15 protein-coding genes are annotated in these 15,381 nt (G+C 69.8%); 13 read left to right on the top strand and 2 right to left on the bottom strand.

Going from position 1 to position 15,381, the window contains the following annotated elements:
• The first annotated feature begins 60 nt into the window (after positions 1-60).
• Positions 61-1,107 (top strand): galactose-1-phosphate uridylyltransferase, encoded by a 1,047-nt coding sequence (gene galT, locus ACFV9C_RS10025; protein ID WP_380192270.1) that lies wholly within the window; start codon positions 61-63, stop codon positions 1,105-1,107.
• The gene (galK, locus tag ACFV9C_RS10030; protein ID WP_380192272.1) at positions 1,104-2,234 is read left to right on the top strand and encodes a galactokinase; all 1,131 of its coding nucleotides are present in this window, start codon (positions 1,104-1,106) and stop codon (positions 2,232-2,234) included. Before galT ends, galK begins: the two co-directional genes overlap by 4 nt.
• On the opposite strand, the gene ACFV9C_RS10035 is transcribed toward galK, so the two are convergent.
• The gene (locus ACFV9C_RS10035; RefSeq protein ID WP_380192274.1) at positions 2,227-3,039 is read right to left on the bottom strand and encodes a DeoR/GlpR family DNA-binding transcription regulator; all 813 of its coding nucleotides are present in this window, start codon (positions 3,037-3,039) and stop codon (positions 2,227-2,229) included. The two genes, galK and ACFV9C_RS10035, sit on opposite strands and share 8 nt — an antisense overlap.
• Positions 3,040-3,108: 69 nt before the next feature.
• Between ACFV9C_RS10035 and ACFV9C_RS10040 the strand changes: the two genes are divergently transcribed.
• The 7 genes from ACFV9C_RS10040 (at position 3,109) to ACFV9C_RS10070 (ending at position 10,055) form a co-directional block, all read left to right on the top strand.
• Positions 3,109-4,290 carry a GNAT family N-acetyltransferase gene (locus tag ACFV9C_RS10040; protein ID WP_380192276.1) on the top strand — a complete coding sequence of 394 codons (1,182 nt, stop codon included), beginning with the start codon at positions 3,109-3,111 and terminating at the stop codon, positions 4,288-4,290.
• Between the two features lie 117 nt (positions 4,291-4,407).
• Positions 4,408-5,070 carry a GNAT family N-acetyltransferase gene (locus ACFV9C_RS10045; RefSeq protein ID WP_380192278.1) on the top strand — a complete coding sequence of 221 codons (663 nt, stop codon included), beginning with the start codon at positions 4,408-4,410 and terminating at the stop codon, positions 5,068-5,070.
• 174 nt (positions 5,071-5,244) lie between these two features.
• A complete protein-coding gene (locus ACFV9C_RS10050; RefSeq protein WP_380192279.1) occupies positions 5,245-5,391 on the top strand; it encodes a hypothetical protein in 147 nt (48 codons plus the stop codon).
• A 178-nt stretch (positions 5,392-5,569) separates the two neighbouring features.
• On the top strand, positions 5,570-5,944 hold the full coding sequence (locus tag ACFV9C_RS10055; RefSeq protein WP_380192280.1) for a CAP domain-containing protein: 375 nt from the start codon (positions 5,570-5,572) through the stop codon (positions 5,942-5,944).
• A 190-nt stretch (positions 5,945-6,134) separates the two neighbouring features.
• Positions 6,135-7,118, top strand: a complete 984-nt coding sequence (locus ACFV9C_RS10060; protein ID WP_380192281.1) for a CAP domain-containing protein — start codon at positions 6,135-6,137, stop codon at positions 7,116-7,118.
• 223 nt (positions 7,119-7,341) lie between these two features.
• Positions 7,342-9,720, top strand: coding sequence for a hypothetical protein (locus ACFV9C_RS10065; RefSeq protein ID WP_380192283.1), 2,379 nt, complete (start codon positions 7,342-7,344; stop codon positions 9,718-9,720).
• Positions 9,721-9,794: 74 nt separating this feature from the next.
• Entirely contained in the window at positions 9,795-10,055 is a 261-nt protein-coding gene (locus tag ACFV9C_RS10070) for a hypothetical protein (RefSeq protein WP_380192285.1), read from the top strand.
• On the opposite strand, the gene ACFV9C_RS10075 is transcribed toward ACFV9C_RS10070, so the two are convergent.
• Entirely contained in the window at positions 10,031-10,984 is a 954-nt protein-coding gene (locus tag ACFV9C_RS10075; RefSeq protein WP_380192287.1) for a GlxA family transcriptional regulator, read from the bottom strand. The two genes, ACFV9C_RS10070 and ACFV9C_RS10075, sit on opposite strands and share 25 nt — an antisense overlap.
• Positions 10,985-11,066: 82 nt before the next feature.
• On the opposite strand from ACFV9C_RS10075, the gene ACFV9C_RS10080 reads away from it, so the two are divergent.
• The 4 genes from ACFV9C_RS10080 (at position 11,067) to ACFV9C_RS10095 (ending at position 15,237) form a co-directional block, all read left to right on the top strand.
• Entirely contained in the window at positions 11,067-11,828 is a 762-nt protein-coding gene (locus ACFV9C_RS10080; RefSeq protein ID WP_380192288.1) for an MBL fold metallo-hydrolase, read from the top strand.
• Between the two features lie 137 nt (positions 11,829-11,965).
• Entirely contained in the window at positions 11,966-12,415 is a 450-nt protein-coding gene (locus tag ACFV9C_RS10085; RefSeq protein ID WP_380192290.1) for a lamin tail domain-containing protein, read from the top strand.
• Between the two features lie 79 nt (positions 12,416-12,494).
• Positions 12,495-14,270 (top strand): DUF222 domain-containing protein, encoded by a 1,776-nt coding sequence (locus ACFV9C_RS10090; protein WP_380192291.1) that lies wholly within the window; start codon positions 12,495-12,497, stop codon positions 14,268-14,270.
• Between the two features lie 178 nt (positions 14,271-14,448).
• Positions 14,449-15,237, top strand: coding sequence for a phosphotransferase (locus ACFV9C_RS10095; RefSeq protein ID WP_380192293.1), 789 nt, complete (start codon positions 14,449-14,451; stop codon positions 15,235-15,237).
• Positions 15,238-15,381: the final 144 nt, after the last annotated feature.

A 15,381-nucleotide genomic window follows, 5' to 3' on the forward strand; every position in this document is an offset into this window, starting at 1 on the left:
AGTTTGTTGGTTTACGATGATTCCTGGCCGGACGCGTCGTACGGCCGGGAAGGTCACACGATGAACACACCCCGCGGTGTACGCCGGACCGACACCACTCTGTCGGACGGCCGCGAGCTGATCTACTACGACCCGGCCGACGCGCCGGGCCGGGTGCCGCTCGACGACACCCGCGGTCTGCCCGCCCCCCAGCCGCAGGTGGAGCTGCGGACGGACCCGCTGACCGGCGACGTGATCACCTACGCCACGCACCGGAACACCCGGACCTACCTGCCGCCGGCGGACCAGTGCCCGCTGTGCCCGAGCAAGCCCGGCAACCCGACCGAGATCCCGGACCACGACTACAACGTGGCCGTCTTCGAGAACCGGTTCCCGTCCTTCGCCGGCCCCGGCCGGACCGAGGTCGTGTGCTTCACCAGTGACCACAACGGCTCGTTCACCGGCCTGTCGCAGGGCCAGGCCCGGCTGGTCGTCGACACCTGGGCCGACCGGACCGCCGAGCTCAGCGCCCGCGACGACGTCGAGCTGGTGTTCCCGTTCGAGAACCGCGGCCGCGAGATCGGCGTCACGCTGAGCCACCCGCACGGCCAGCTGTACGCGTACCCGTTCGTCCCGCCGCGGATGCGCACGCTGCTGGCGCAGGCCCGCAAGCACCAGGAGGTTGCCGGCAGCAACCTGTTCGCCGACGTCCTGGCCGCCGAGCGCAAGGACGGCACCCGGGTGATCGGGGAGAACGGCAACTGGACCGCGTTCGTGCCGGAGGCCGCCCGCTGGCCGGTCGAGGTGCACCTGTACCCGCACCGCCAGGTCGGCGGCATCGACGAGCTGTCGGTCGGCGAGCGCGACGACTTCGCCGAGCTGTACCTGGATGTCCTGCAGCGCCTCGACGGCCTGTACGGCGAGCCGCTGCCGTACATCGCCGCCTGGCACCAGGCCCCGGTCCGGGTCGACCGCGAGCTCGGCTACCTGCACCTGGAGGTGTTGTCGATCCGGCGGGCCAAGGACAAGATCAAGTACCTCGCCGGCTCGGAGTCCGGCATGGGCGCGTTCATCAGCGACACCCGGCCGGAAGACGTGGCCGAGACTTTGCGGAAGGCTGGTTCGTGAGCTCCTTCGAGGATGTTTTCGGTACGTCGCCGGACGGCAGCTGGCGGGCGCCCGGACGGGTCAACCTGATCGGCGAGCACACCGACTACAACGACGGCGTCGTCCTGCCGATCGCGCTGCCGAACGAGATCGTGGTGACCGCGTCCCGGCGTACCGACGGCCGGGTGGCGGTCGCGTCCGGTGGGCACGACGGTGTGGTCGAGTTCGCGCTCGAGGAGCTGGCGCCGCGCTCGGTCGGCGACTGGGCGGCGTACCCGGCCGGGGCGGCCTGGGTGCTGCGCGAGTCCGGGTACCCGATCGGCGGCGCGAACCTGCGCTTCGAGTCCGACCTGCCCTCGGGCGCCGGGCTGTCGTCGTCCGCGGCCCTGCTGTGCGCGACCGCGGTCGCGCTGCTCGGGCTCGCCGGCCAGGAGGTGGATCCGGCCGAGGTGGCCCGGCTCGCCCAGCGCGCCGAGAACCAGTACGTCGGCGCACCGGTCGGCCTGATGGACCAAACCGCGTCGATGTGCTGTACGGCGGGTCACGCGCTGGCCTTCGACATCCGTTCCGGGGCGCTGGACCAGATCCCGTTCGACCCCGAGGCCGACGGGCTGCGGTTGCTTGTGGTGGACGTGAAGGCGCCGCACCGGCACGCCGACGGCGAGTACGCCGCGCGCCGGAAGAGCTGCGAGCACGCCGCGGCCGCACTCGGCGTACCGGCGTTGCGTTCGGTGGACTACGCCGACCTGGACGCGACGCTCGCCCGCCTCGACGACGAGGTCGACCGGCGCCGCGTCCGGCACGTGGTGACCGAGATCAAGCGGACCGAGAACGCGATCACACTGATGCGGGCCGGCCGGCTGCGCGACGTCGGGCCGCTCTTCACCGCGTCGCACGTCTCACTGCGCGACGACTTCGAGGTCACGGTGCCCGAGCTGGACGTCGCGGTCGACGCCGCACTCGAGGCCGGTGCGCTCGGCGCCCGGATGACCGGCGGCGGTTTCGGCGGCTGCATCATCGCGCTGGTCGAGGCGTCCGCGGCGGACGCCGTACTGTCCGCGATCGAGAAAGCCTTTGCGGAGCACGGTTTCACGGCCCCTTCGTCCCTCGCGGCAACGCCGTCGGCGGGCGCTTCGAGGATCAGCTAGCGATCACGAGATCGCAGCCCGTATCGCGCATCGCCTTACGGGCTGCGGTCGACAGGCCGTCGTCGGTGACGATCACGTCCAGGTCGGACCAGGTCGCGAACGTGCTCAGGCCGACGGTCCCCCACTTGGTGTGGTCCGCGACCACGACCACCTCGCGGCTCGCGGCGATGAACGACCGGTTGGTCTCGGCCTCCATCAGGTTCGGCGTACTGAGTCCGTGCTCGGCGTCCACACCGTGCGCGCCGAGGAACAGCAGGTCCAGGTGCAGCGACGCCAGCGCGGCGGTCGCGAGCGGGCCGACCAGCGCGTCGGACGGCGTCCGGATGCCACCGATCAGTACGACGGTGCGGTCCGAGCGGCCGTTGCCGTGGAACACGTCCGCGATCCGCGCCGAGTTCGTGACAACTGTCAAGTTCTCCACCCGCAAGAGCTGCCGGGCCAGCGCGTACGTCGTCGTACCGGCGCCGATGCCGATCGCACTGTCCGGCTGTACCCGGGTCGCGGCCTCGGCCGCAATCGCCTGCTTGGCCGCGGACTCCTGCGTCAGCTTGGCGTCGAACCCCGGCTCGTGCGCACTGCGCAGGCCGACCGACGTCGCGCCGCCGTGCACCTTGTGCAGCAGGCCGCTGGAGTCCAGCGCGTCCAGGTCGCGGCGGATCGTCATGTCCGAGACACCGAACCGGTCGACCAGTTCGGCCACCGTGATCGCGCCCCGGCTGTTGACCTCGGCAACGATCGTGGCCTGCCGCTGGGCGGCCAACTGGCCGCCGCGGCCGCGGGGCGGTTCTGCTCCGACTGGGTTCACGCGCCCAGAATACGCCCCGGCGGCAGGGAAATCTGTTGCTCGGCCGGTGGCAGCGCGTCACCCTGGAGCATGCGATTCCCCGAGGACGTGCCGGTGCTGTCCGACGACGTGGTGACCTTGCGTGCGCACACCGCCGCCGACGTGGAGCCGGCGTACCGGATGTGCCAGGACCCGGTGATGCAGGAATGGACCACGATCCCGGTCCCGTACCTGCGCGAGCACGCGGTCGGGTACCTCACCGAGGTGATCCCGGTCCCGTACCTGCGCGAGCACGCGGTCGGGTACCTCACCGAGGTGATCCCGGCCGGCTGGCAGGCGAACACCTCGTGGGCCTGGGCGATCGAGTACGCCGGGGAGTACGTCGGCACCATCGACCTGCGCGACGGTGAGGGCGGGGTCGGCGAGGTCGGGTTCGCGGTGTCGCCGGAGGTCCGCGGCAACGGGGTGATGACCCGCGCGCTGCGGCTGGTGGTGCGGTACGCGTTCGACGTACTGGACTGGAAACGGGTGATCTGGCGCGCGTACGCCGGGAACTTCGCCAGCCGCCGCGTGGCCTGGAAGGTCGGGTTCCACGGGCTGGTGACGATCCTGGGCGGCGGGCGGTCGCGCGGTGTCCGGAAGGACGAGTGGGTCGCGACGGTCGGCCGCGACGACGAGCTCGAACCGAAGGGCAACTGGTGGACGGTGCCGGTGCTCGAGGGCGACGGGTTTCGCCTGCGGCCGTTGCGCGAGTCGGACGCGCAGCGGGTGCAGGAAGCGTGCGGCGACGAGCGGACACAGCACTGGCTGTCGGGCATGCCGTCGCCGTACAGCCTCGACGATGCCAAGGGATTCATCGGCAGCCGGTCGGACGCGGCGGCCAGTGGTGAGGCGGTCGCGTGGGCGATCGCCGACGCCGACACCGACGAACTGCTCGGGAACGTGAGTGTTTTCGGGCTGAGCGGCCGGATGGACAAGACGCGCGGCGAGATCGGGTACTGGATGCACCCGGAGGCCCGCGGCCGCAAGGTGATGACGAGCGCCGTCCAGCTGCTGATCGCGTATGCGTTCCGGCCGATCGAGGACGGCGGGCTCGGCCGGCGGCGGCTGCTGGTGCGGTGCGCCGACGTGAACACGGCGTCCGCCCACGTTGCCGAGGTCAACGGGTTCACCAAGGTCGGCGACGAACGCAGCGCCGATCCGCGGCGGGACGGCAGCTACGACAACCTGCTCACCTACGACCTGCTCGCCGAGGACGTCCTGAGGGGTTGACCCGGTCAACTCGCAGGAGTATTGGTCACCCAGCGCAGGCAGAGATTTACGGCCAGTTGGTGTCATCCGACACCGGTTCCCCTCGCCGTTGCGCGGCCGGGCTGCTTGAATCGACGGGTGATAGATCGTGAGGAACTCGTCCGCCGTTGGCAGGCCGGGTGGTCCGTCTCGCGGGGCTGGACCACGGTTGAGGACGACAACAACGGCATTCTGATCGTCCGGGCAGGTGAGGAGAGCCGGCCGACGGAGTACGTCGTACTGGATGCCGACGGTAAACCGGAACGGGTGGAACGCGCCGCCCAACTGGCGTTCGCCGACGGCGGTGGCCGCGGCTCGGGGTGGATCACGCTGGCCACCGACGACAAGGAGGCGCGGATCGAGCAACTGGAGGATCTCGGTCTCGAGGTCCAGCAGGACCAGGACTGGCTGATGACGATCCAGCTGTCCGAGCAGCCCGCCCTGAAACTGCACGAACGCTACGCGTTGCACGCCGAACTCGAGGACGACCTGATCATCACCCGCGCCACCATGCACGGCGGCGTGGTGTCCAGCGGCCGGATGGCGGTGGTCGGCGAGGACGCGGTCGCGGACCGGATCGAGACCGACCCGGCCCACCGGCGGCGCGGTCTCGGCAGTGCGGTGATGGCGTCGCTGGTTGAGGCGGCCGCGGCCAAAGGCGCCAAGCGCGGCATCCTGATCGCGTCCATCGACGGGCTCCGGCTGTACCGAAGTCTTGGGTGGAAGGTGATCGCGGACATCGTGATCGCCCGGTCGCGTTGATTCAAACGATTGCCATGGTCAGAGCTTTGTAAGTGCTGCCGCTGACGCGCATCGGCCGGTGGTGAGCTGGGCAAGGCTGCTCAGCATGACGAACCACAGACGGTCACGCAGCTACGGCGTGGCCGGTCCGCTTCTCGCATCCCTGTCGGCACTGGTCCTGATCGCGGGTGTCGGGTGGTTCGTCATGCGGCAGTCCGGTACCCCGCGGCCGACCAGCCAGGATTCGCCGGTCGCGTCGACGACCGCCAGTCCGACCAGGTCCACGACGGCACCGAGCCGGGGTACTACGCGGACTCCTGTGAAGTCGACGTACACACCTGAGCCGCGGCCGACTCGTACTTCTTCTCGCACTCCTACGCGTACTGCTGCTAGTACTCCGGTTGCTTCCCCGAAGCCGACGCCTCCGCCTCCATCGACTCCTGCATCAACTCCTACGCCGACGAAGACGAAGACCACGAAGCCGCCGAAGTCCGAGGGAAACGGCTCCGCGGACCAACAGGTGCTCGCGCTGACCAACCAGGAGCGCGCGAAGTCCGGCTGCGGTCCGCTGAGGATGAACAAGTCGCTGACGAAGGCCGCCGAGGCGCACGCCGCCGACATGGTCGCCGAGCACTTCTTCGCCCACGACAGCCTCGACGGCCGCAGCCCGTTCGACCGGATGAAGGCGGCCGGGTTCGGCGGCGGCTCGATGGCCGAGAACATCGCGGTCGGGTACACCAGCCCGGAAGCCGTCGTACAGGGCTGGATGAAGAGCCCCGGGCACCGGGCGAACATCCTGAACTGCGGATACTCGATGATCGGCATCGGGTACGACACCGGCCAGGTGAAACCCGCCTGGGGCAACGGGAGCTGGGTGCAGGACTTCGGCGGTTGACAACGGCCGGTGGACGACTTTCAGTCAATCGTTTTCTTCAGGATTCGTTAAGAGGGTTCACACCCGCGTAACGATGACCTCGCGGGTCGGTTAAGGTCGCTGTTCGGTGACCAGGGGGGACCTGGCTGTACCACGGGGAACGACGCGCTGTTTCGGCATCACGAAGAAACGAAGAGGATTCGCCCACCCCATGACGGATTCGCCAACCCCCCGGCGGCACCGCGGCAGTAGACGAGCTCCCCGGCGGAGCCGCGGCCTGGTCGGCCCTGCTGTCAGCGCGCTCTCGGTGCTGGTCGCGATCGGCCCGGTGGTCTGGCTGATGTCGCACGGGACCTCCCGTACCGACGGCGCCGAGCGGGTCGTGAACGTCGTCGAGAACAGCAGCGTCGAGGACGGTACGACGGTCGACGGCACCTCCACCGGTCCGATGATCACGATCACGAAGACCTTGCCGAACGGCGCGACCACGACCGCCGTGGTGGGTCCGGCCGCCGTTGGCTCGGCGCCTGCTTCGTCCTCGCCTTCGCCTTCGTCCTCCTCGCCTTCGTCTTCACCTTCGAGCTCCGTCACCACGCCGACCGTCGGGGTCACGACGGTGACCGTGTCACCGACCGCGCCCCGCAGTACCAACGGAGCGACCGGACGGCCGAAGCCGAGCATCACTGCCACGCCGACGGGCAAGCCGACCGGCAAGCCGTCGAGTACGCCGACCAAGACCCGGACAACCGAGCCGTCGCCGAGCGACACCCCGCAGCCGCCCGTCGGCGGCGGCGGGACGAACGCGCAGGAACGGCAGGTCCTCGACTACACGAACCAGATCCGCCAGCAGCAGGGCTGCGGCCCGCTCAAGCTGGACAGCGCACTCGTCGAGGCAGCCGGCAAGCACGCGTCGGACATGGTCCGCCGGCACTACATGGACCACACCAACCCCGACGGCCAGGACCCGGGCGACCGGATGGCGGCCGCCGGGTACAAGGGGTCGACCTGGGGCGAGAACATCGCCGCCGGGTACGACACCGCGCAGAAGGTGGTCGCCGCCTGGATGCAGAGCGACGGCCATCGCAAGAACATCCTGAACTGCCGGTACACCTCGATCGGCATCGGCTACGACCCCGGCCAGGTGCGCTCCGACTACGGACCCGGCAGCTGGGTCCAGGACTTCGGCCGAAGCTGATGGCTGTCCTGATGACTGTCATTGTCTCGAAAGCACCGACTGTGGCTGGAACGTTGTCCCAAGGCCACAATGTCCGACCGGTTGCCGGTCGGTCGCGGCGGGTAATCCCGTCCTTGTCAGGTTGCCGGACGTTCCTGGGGGGCTCCGGTGAGGCGGCTGGTGAGGCTCGTCTCGTTGATGAGGCACGTCTTGGGGGCGCGACTTTGAAGGGAACAACGAAATAATGTCCGAGTCCGGCAACGGCCGGTACAAACCACGACGGAAGGCGACCCGAGCGGCCCGCTCGTCGCGTTCCGGCAACCGTCCTACTCCGCCCGCGGAATCCGCCCCGCCCGAACCGCCGCGGTACGCACCGCGTTCGAGCGACGAGTCGCCGTTCTGGGCGAACGCGCCCAAGGGCGGCACGGAGTCCCCGTTCTGGGCCGGCAGCAACCAGTCCCGCCCGGCCACACCGCAGTACGCCCCGCGCGGCGCGCTGCCCAGCTACACAACCCCCGAGGTAGCCACGCCTGAGGTCTCGGCTCCCGAGCCCCGGTCCTCCGAGGCTCCGCACCGCAGCACCCCCTCCTGGGTCAACCAGTCCTTGACCCCAGACCCCCACCCCAGCCGGGCCCCCCGCCCCTCGGAGAGCTCCTGGCCCGAAACCCCCGCGTACGACGCCAACGCGTCCGCGGGCGGCGGATCCACGTCTGCGACTCCCCCTGGTGAAACCGCCGGCACCTGGTCCACCCGCCGAGCAGCCGACGACTGGGCCTCCCTCGGCCCCGCAGCCACGTCAACCGAACCCGACACCTGGTTCGGCACAGCCTCCACCGACCGCCTAGCCGCCACCACCAACCTTGGCACCGGCGGCACGGGCGGCACCGGCACCGGCACCGGCACCGGTGGCACCGACACCCCCGCGACCGCCACCCCGCGCCGCGCACCCGACACCAGCGCGACCAGCACCCCGCGCCGCGCAGCCGACACCAGCGCAGCCGCAGGCCTGGCCGCTGCCGGCTCCGCCGCAGGCAGCCTCGCCGCCGCAGGCTCAGCCGCCGGCGCAGACCGCACCTCCACCACCAGCAAGTACGACGCAACCTCACCTGCCGCAAGCCCCACCCCCGCCACACCGCCGGCTGCTGCACTGACCGAAGCAGCCGACAACCACGGCACCACCTCAACCCCCGGCCGCACCCCCGCAACAGGCGACTACGGCACCCCCTCAACCGCAGCACCGGACTACGGCGTCACCAGCGCCCGACGTACCACCACAGGCGACTACGGCACCGCAGCCAGCGGTGGAGCCGCGGCACGCGAGCTCGGCGCCGTCGCAGGCGAGTACGGCGCCGCAGCAAGCGGTGGAGCCGCGGGCGCACGCGAGTACGGCATCGCAGCAAGTGCTGGAGGCGCCGCACGCGAGTTCGGCGGCGCGGCAGGTGCCGGCGCCGCCGCCGGTGAGTACGGTGCCTCGGCAAGTGCTTGGGGTGCGGGTGCTGCCGGGGACTACGGGACCGCGGCGGAGGCTCGACGTACTGCCGCAGGTGAACACGGCACCGCCTCGAGTGCCGGACGTACGGGCGCCGCCGCAGGTGCTGGTGGTCTGGCGGCCGGTGGGCTCACCGGCGCCGGAGCGTATGCAGCCGACGGCGAGCACGTTGCAGCGGCGGGCGGCCGCGGCGGCTCGGGAGGCGGTGGTACCGGAAACGGCCCCGGCGGCTCAGGCCCAGGCAACTCAGGCCCGGGCGGCTCCGGACCGGGTCGCAGAAGCGCGGGCCGCGTCGGACGGGCGTCCCGCGGACGCCGAGCAGTGATCGCGGTGGCATCCGTACTCGTGGTGATCACCCCGATCTCCTGGATCCTCCTGCACCAACCGCAGAACGACCCAGCAGACGCCTCGGTCCCGATGGTGACCCGCACCGACGACACCTACATCACCCCGTCCACCAAGGCAGCCGTCGCCACCCCGTCCGCGCACGTAACGGTCACCCCAACGGCAACCCCCACGGCAACCCCGACCGCGACCCCCACGGACACCCCGTCCGCCACGCCGACGGACAGCCCGACGGATTCGCCGACCGGTACCCCCACGGACTCCCCCACCAAGACGCCCACCCGCACCTCGACGTCCGCCCCCACCTCGGCGTCCACGTCGACCAACCCCACCACGGCCCCCACCTCCCCGGGCCGCACCATCACCACCACCAAGCCCACCCCTACCACCCCACCCCCGACGACGCCGCCACCACCGGTCGACGGAGGCATGGACCCCAACGAGATCCAGCTCTTCAACCTGATCGACAACGCCCGCGTGAACAACGGCTGCGCCCGCCTGAAGCAGGACCCGAGCCTGACCGACGGCGCTGAGGGAACTGCCGCAAGCCGGGCCGAGAGCGGCAGCGGCCTGAACAGTACCTCCGGGTCGCAAGCAGGTGCGGGCGGCGACAAGATGACCGCGCAGCAGGCCTACAACAAGCTCATGTCGAGCAGCCGTAGCACGATCCTGGACTGCGGTCGCACGACGCTCGGTGTCGGCTTCGGTACGGCGAAGCGGTGCACGCTCGACCTGCTCGTCTGCCTCAGCTACACGGACCGCAACGCCTGGGTGGCGAAGTTCTCGTAGTAGTTCAGCACCCTTCTCGCCGGTTGGTGCGACCATGGTTGGGCGACGTGGTCCACCAACCCGCGGGAGGCTGGATGTTCTTCGAGCGTGATGACGTGGATCGGGCCGGGCCGGCGCACTACGGGATCCATCCGGACGCGCTGGCCGAGGAGCGACCGGATCCGCGGCCGGACGAGGCCCGCAAGATGGGGTTGAGCCGGCACACCGAGGAAGGCGCCGTACTGTACTTCGCCTCGTCCCTCGACCGAGGCAAACCCGCGCACCGGATGATGGCCTGGATCCTGCTCATCACGTTCGCGGCGCCGGTGGTCTACATCCTGCTCGTGCTGCTGTAGAACTCCTGCCGATGCCGCTGCGGCGTCGTACCGAGCACCGTGTGGAAGTGGTGCCGGAGCGCGTCGCTGCTGCCGAACCCGCTCTCCCCCGCGACCCGCTCCACCGACAGATCGGTTGTCTCCAGCAACAACCTGGCCCGGTCGAGCCGTTGCCGCAACAACCACGCCTGCCCGGAGCTCCCGGTCCGCGCCCGGAACTGCCGGGTGAACGTACGCCGCGACAACGCCACCGCGCCGGCCCATTCGTCGAGTGTCACCGGCTGGTCGAGCCGCGCCCGGGCCCACACCATCGCCTTCTCGATCACGTCGTCGGTCGGGTCGGGCGGTACGGGTACCGGGATGTACTGCGCCTGCGACCCGCTCCGGTGCGGCGCGACCACGATGTCCCGGGCGACCCGTTCCGCGATCTCGAACCCGTGGTGCGTCCGGACCAGGTGCAGGCAGCAGTCCAGCGAGGCCGCCGTACCGGCCGAGGTCACCAGGTCCCCCTGATCCGACCAGAGCACGTCCGCGCGGACCTTCAACGCCGGGTACCGCGAGCGCAGCTCGTCGGCGAACCGCCAGTGCGTCACCACCTCACGCCCCTCAGCGATGCCGGATTCCGCGACCAGGAACGCCCCGACACACAGCCCGACCACAGTCGCGCCGCGCGCGTGCGCCCGCCGGATCGCGCCCAGCAGTACGTCGGACGCGACCAGGCCAGGCTCCCAGCTCGGCAGTACGACGACGTCGGCCCGCTCCATCGCGTCGAGCCCGTGGTCCACGGTGATCCCGAACCCGGCACTCGTCGGGAACGACCCGGGCTGCTCGGCACACACCTGTACGTCGTACCTGTCCGGCAGCCCGCGCCGTTCGCCGAGGACCAGGCACGGCACGGACAGGTGGAACGGGCTCATCCCGGGGTACGCGAGAACCGCGACAGTACGCATGAACACAGTATGGCCCGATCTTCGGTAACTATGGCTCCCGGGCCAATGGTACGGGCGTTCGCCGGCGCGGAGGATCGTGGTCATGAAGATCACGCACATCGGCGGCCCGACCGCCGTCCTGAACCTCGGCGGCATCACGTTCCTGACCGACCCGGCCTTCGACGAGCCGCGCGACTACCAGCTGCCCGGACGGGTGATGACGAAGCTGACCGGCCCGGCGATCCCGGCCGCGGAGCTCGGCCCGATCGACGTCGTACTGCTCTCGCACGACGAGCACAAGGACAACCTCGACGACTCCGGCCGCGCGCTGCTCTCGTCGGTCCCGACCGTACTGTCAACGCCCGGCGCGGCGCTTCGCATCGACGGCGTCCGCGGCCTGGAGAACTGGGAGACCGTCGAACTCCCCCGGCCGGACGGCGGCGTGGTCACGGTGACCGGCGTACCGGCACTGCACGGCCCCGAGGGCGCGGAGGCGGTCGTCGGGTTCGTGACCGGATTCGTCATGCGGGGCGAGGGATTGCCGACGGTGTACGTGTCCGGCGACAACGCTTCCCTCGGCCACGTGAAGGAGATCGCGGACCGTTTCGCGCCGATCGACGTCGCGGTACTGTTCGCCGGCGCCGCCCGTACCGGACTACTCGACGGGGCGAACCTGACGCTCACCTCGACGGACTCGGTCGAGGCGGCCCGGATCCTCGGCGACGCGGTGATCGTCCCCGTCCACACGGAGGGCTGGACGCACTTCAGCGAGGGCCCGGAGCAGTTCCTCGCGGCGTTCCGGGAGGCCGGTCTGGAGAACCGCGTTCAGCTGCTCGAACACGGCGTTCCGAGAACGTTCTCTTGAGAGCTTGACGAGCACGGAGCGTGACGGCTAGCGTGTGCGACCGCCGGGGGGAACCGGCAGTTCGTGTACATCCGGGCCGGGGGGACATCGGCCCACTGCCAAGGGGGACATTTCCTGTGTTCGTACACCGTTTTCGCATGCTCTTCTCCGCCGCGACGGCCGCCGTGGTTCTCGCCGGTACCGCCGTACTGGCACCGCTGACGGCCGACGCGGCGGTCACGGCGGTCCTGAGCGGGATCCAGTACGACCCGCCGGGCGCCGACACCCGCACCAACGCCCAGATCAACAACGAGTTCTTCACGGTCCGGAACATCAGCACGCGCCCGATCAACCTGTCCGGCTTCCGCGTCCTGGACGCCGCGAACCACGTCTTCGTGTTCCCGCGCGGGTACGTCCTGCCGGGCCGCTCGACGGTGATCGTCCGCACCGGCAAGAACCGCAACCGCGCACTCACCCTGTACTGGAACCAGAGCTGGTACGTCTGGAACAACACCGGCGACACCGCCCGCTTCCAGACCCCAGCAGGCAAAACCTTCGACACCTGCACCTACAAGGCCGTAGCCGGCCGCTCCCGCGTCGGCTGCTGATCTGTGGATAACCAATCCTCTTGAAAACAAGGGGATCCGCCTTTGAAAACTGTCGGAGGCGGCAACTAGGCTTGTCCGCATGGATATTCTCGGCAGACGCCCTGTGGTTGCTATCGGCAACCATGAGGTGCTGCCCGCCCTCGACGAGGCCAACGCCGAGATCATCCGCCTGCAAGCCGTCCGCCTCCAACTCATCGCCCGCGCCGAGACCGACGGCCTCGCCCAGGAACTCGGCGCCCGCGACACCGTAGAACTCCTCACCTTCCGCCACCGCCACGACCGCACCGAAGCCTGGCGCGACGTCCACCTCGCCCGCGCCCTCCCCAAATACAAAGCCGTCGACGCCGCCCTCACCAACGACACCCCCATCCAAACCGGCCACGCCGCCGCGATCATCACCGAACTCGAACGCGTCCGCTCTCGCGTCCCCATCGAAACCCTCGACGTCACCGAACAGCAACTGGTCGGCCTCGCATCCCACCTCACCCCCAAGGAACTCCGCACCGCCGCGAAACAGTTGTGCGACCGAATCGACGCCGACGGCCGCGAACCCGAGGAGCAGAAAGCCTCCGCCCGCGAATCCCTCACTCTCATCACCGCGGAGAACGGCGTCAAGTTCCGCGGCTACCTCGCCAACGACAACGCCGAACTGCTGCGCGCGATCGTCCACGCCGGCGCCCGCCCCCACAAAACCGTCGACGGCGAACACGACCCCCGCCCCCGCGACAAACGCCAAGCCGACGCCCTCACCACCGCCCTCACCGTCGCCGCGAACGCCTGGGACACCGACACCGCCAGCCACGGCGCGAAGGCCAACATCACCATCACCATCGACCTCGACGACCTGAAGTCAGCCACCGCCAACGCCACCGGTCAAACCATCTACAGCGACGACCTCTCCGCCGCCACCATCCGCCGCCTAGCCTGCGACACGAACATCATGCCGCTCGTCCTGGGCTCGAACTCCCAGCCGCTCGACGTCAGCCGCAGCGAACGCCTCGTCACCAGACACATCCGCCACGCCCTGACCGCCCGCGACCGGGGCTGCGTCGTCTGTGCAACGCCGCCCGTAATGTGCGACGCCCACCACCTCACGCACTGGGCCGACGGCGGCCCCACCGCCCTCACCAACCTCGCGCTCTTATGCCGCCGCCACCACGTCGACCTCCACAACGACCGCTGGCACATCACCATCACCAACGGCAAGCCCCACGTAGCCCGCCCCACCTGGGCCGACCCAACTCCCCGCCCCAACCTGCCCCAACCACCCAAGACAACCCCGCTCCGCAGAACTCCCTCCGACTCAGCTCCACCCGAGTCAACTCCACGCGACTCAGCTCCACCCGAGTCAACTCCACGCGACTCAGCTCCACCCGACTCAGCTCCACTCGGACCAATTCCACCCGTCGCACCTCCACCGGAGTCGACTCCACCCCATTCAGCCCCACCCGAGTCAGCACCGCGCGAGTCAACTCCGCGCGAGTCAACTCCATCCGACTCAGCTCGACCCGGACCAGTTCCACCCGTGGCATCTCCGCGCGACGCTGTACGTGGAACGGCCCTGCCCGAACCACCTGCACCTGAAGCAGCCCCGCATGAGGCTGTCCGTGGGATGGCCCCGCCTGGGGCAGACGCACCTGGGACTGCCGCGCCTGAACCAGCCCCGGACTGCGCCGCCCCAGGTGAGTCACCCCTGCGTGGGATACCCCTGCCCAGAACCGCCCCGGAAGGTGGGCGACCGAGCCGGTGGCGCGCGGACGCTGCCACCTACGCCGAAGCCGCCCGCTTCGCGGTCTGGAACGGGTCCCAGTCCAACGAGCCCAGCACAGGTCCCCCGTCCTTCGCGACAACCTGACGGCGTCGCCGCCTGGATCGGGAACGGCGTATTGACCCAGTCGTCCCGGTCCGGGTCGAACGCGGGCAGGGCGCCGACACCCGAGCACCCGAACGGCTTCGTCACGTAGTCGTCAGCGCCGGCGACCGGCGACCGGCGACGTACGGCTGGGGTCGTCCCCGTCTGTCAAGCTTCCGGTATGGCCGAGGAGCAACTGGCCGGCGGGATCGCGAACGCGGGCAAGGTCGTCCGCGTCGGTCCTCACGTGCTTCGCCCCTCGAGTCCGTACTCGGGGTCGATTCACGCCTTCCTCCGCGCGGTGAAAGACGCCGGATTCGAGGGCGCCCCCACGCCGATCGGCATCGACGAGGACGGCCGCGAGCGTCTCGGGTTCATCGAGGGCGAGGTTCCCGTGGCGCCGTACCCGGTCTGGAGCCAGTCCGGCACCGCACTAGCGTCCGTCGCCAGACTGCTGCGCGGACTGCACGACGCCGCTCGCGGGTTCGCCCCGCAGGGGCTCACCTGGAACGACGGCCTGGCTGACCCCGCGGGCGGGACGCTGGTGTGTCACAACGACGTGGAGCTCTCGAACGTCGTCTTCCGTGACGGTATCGCCGTTGCGCTGCTCGACTTCGAGTTCGCTGCCCCTGGTCGTCCCGTCTACGATCTCGCCCAGCTCGCCCGGCTCTGCGTACCGATCGAGGACGACTTCGACCAGCACCGGATCGGCTGGCTACCCGCCGACCGGCCGGCCCGACTACGACTCGTCGCGGACGCCTACGGCCTGGACCGAGACGGCCGCGCAGAACTGCTCACCGCCATCGACGACGCCCTCGCCCGCATCGAAGCAGCCGCACGCCGCACCATCAACAAGGGCGACCCGAACACGGTCGCGAGGCTCAACCGGACCGGAGGCATCGAGAAGTACACCCGCCGACGCCACTGGTGGACCACCCACCACGACCAGTTCACTGCCGCCCTTCGCTGACCAGGTCGCGATTTGACGGTCTGGGGAGCATTGTGTGCCATTTCAGGAGGGCGGGTTCAGGTGATTGTTGCAACGCCTGATTGTTGGAGGGTGTTGTGGCGGTGAAGCTGTCGGAGGAATGTCGGCGGGTGGTGCTGGATCTGC

It is taken from the genome of Kribbella sp. NPDC059898, from assembly GCF_042730855.1.
GTDB lineage: Bacteria > Actinomycetota > Actinomycetes > Propionibacteriales > Kribbellaceae > Kribbella.

Bases quoted from the DNA above. Each gene is read 5' to 3' on its own strand.
- galT (WP_380192270.1), top strand. From the start codon at position 61: ATGAACACACCCCGCGGTGTACGCCGGACCGACACCACTCTGTCGGAC.
- ACFV9C_RS10040 (WP_380192276.1), top strand. From the start codon at position 3,109: ATGCGATTCCCCGAGGACGTGCCGGTGCTGTCCGACGACGTGGTGACC.
- ACFV9C_RS10060 (WP_380192281.1), top strand. From the start codon at position 6,135: ATGACGGATTCGCCAACCCCCCGGCGGCACCGCGGCAGTAGACGAGCT.
- ACFV9C_RS10065 (WP_380192283.1), top strand. From the start codon at position 7,342: ATGTCCGAGTCCGGCAACGGCCGGTACAAACCACGACGGAAGGCGACC.
- ACFV9C_RS10070 (WP_380192285.1), top strand. From the start codon at position 9,795: ATGTTCTTCGAGCGTGATGACGTGGATCGGGCCGGGCCGGCGCACTAC.
- ACFV9C_RS10075 (WP_380192287.1), bottom strand. From the start codon at position 10,984: ATGCGTACTGTCGCGGTTCTCGCGTACCCCGGGATGAGCCCGTTCCAC.
- ACFV9C_RS10080 (WP_380192288.1), top strand. From the start codon at position 11,067: ATGAAGATCACGCACATCGGCGGCCCGACCGCCGTCCTGAACCTCGGC.
- ACFV9C_RS10085 (WP_380192290.1), top strand. From the start codon at position 11,966: ATGCTCTTCTCCGCCGCGACGGCCGCCGTGGTTCTCGCCGGTACCGCC.
- ACFV9C_RS10090 (WP_380192291.1), top strand. From the start codon at position 12,495: ATGGATATTCTCGGCAGACGCCCTGTGGTTGCTATCGGCAACCATGAG.
- ACFV9C_RS10095 (WP_380192293.1), top strand. From the start codon at position 14,449: ATGGCCGAGGAGCAACTGGCCGGCGGGATCGCGAACGCGGGCAAGGTC.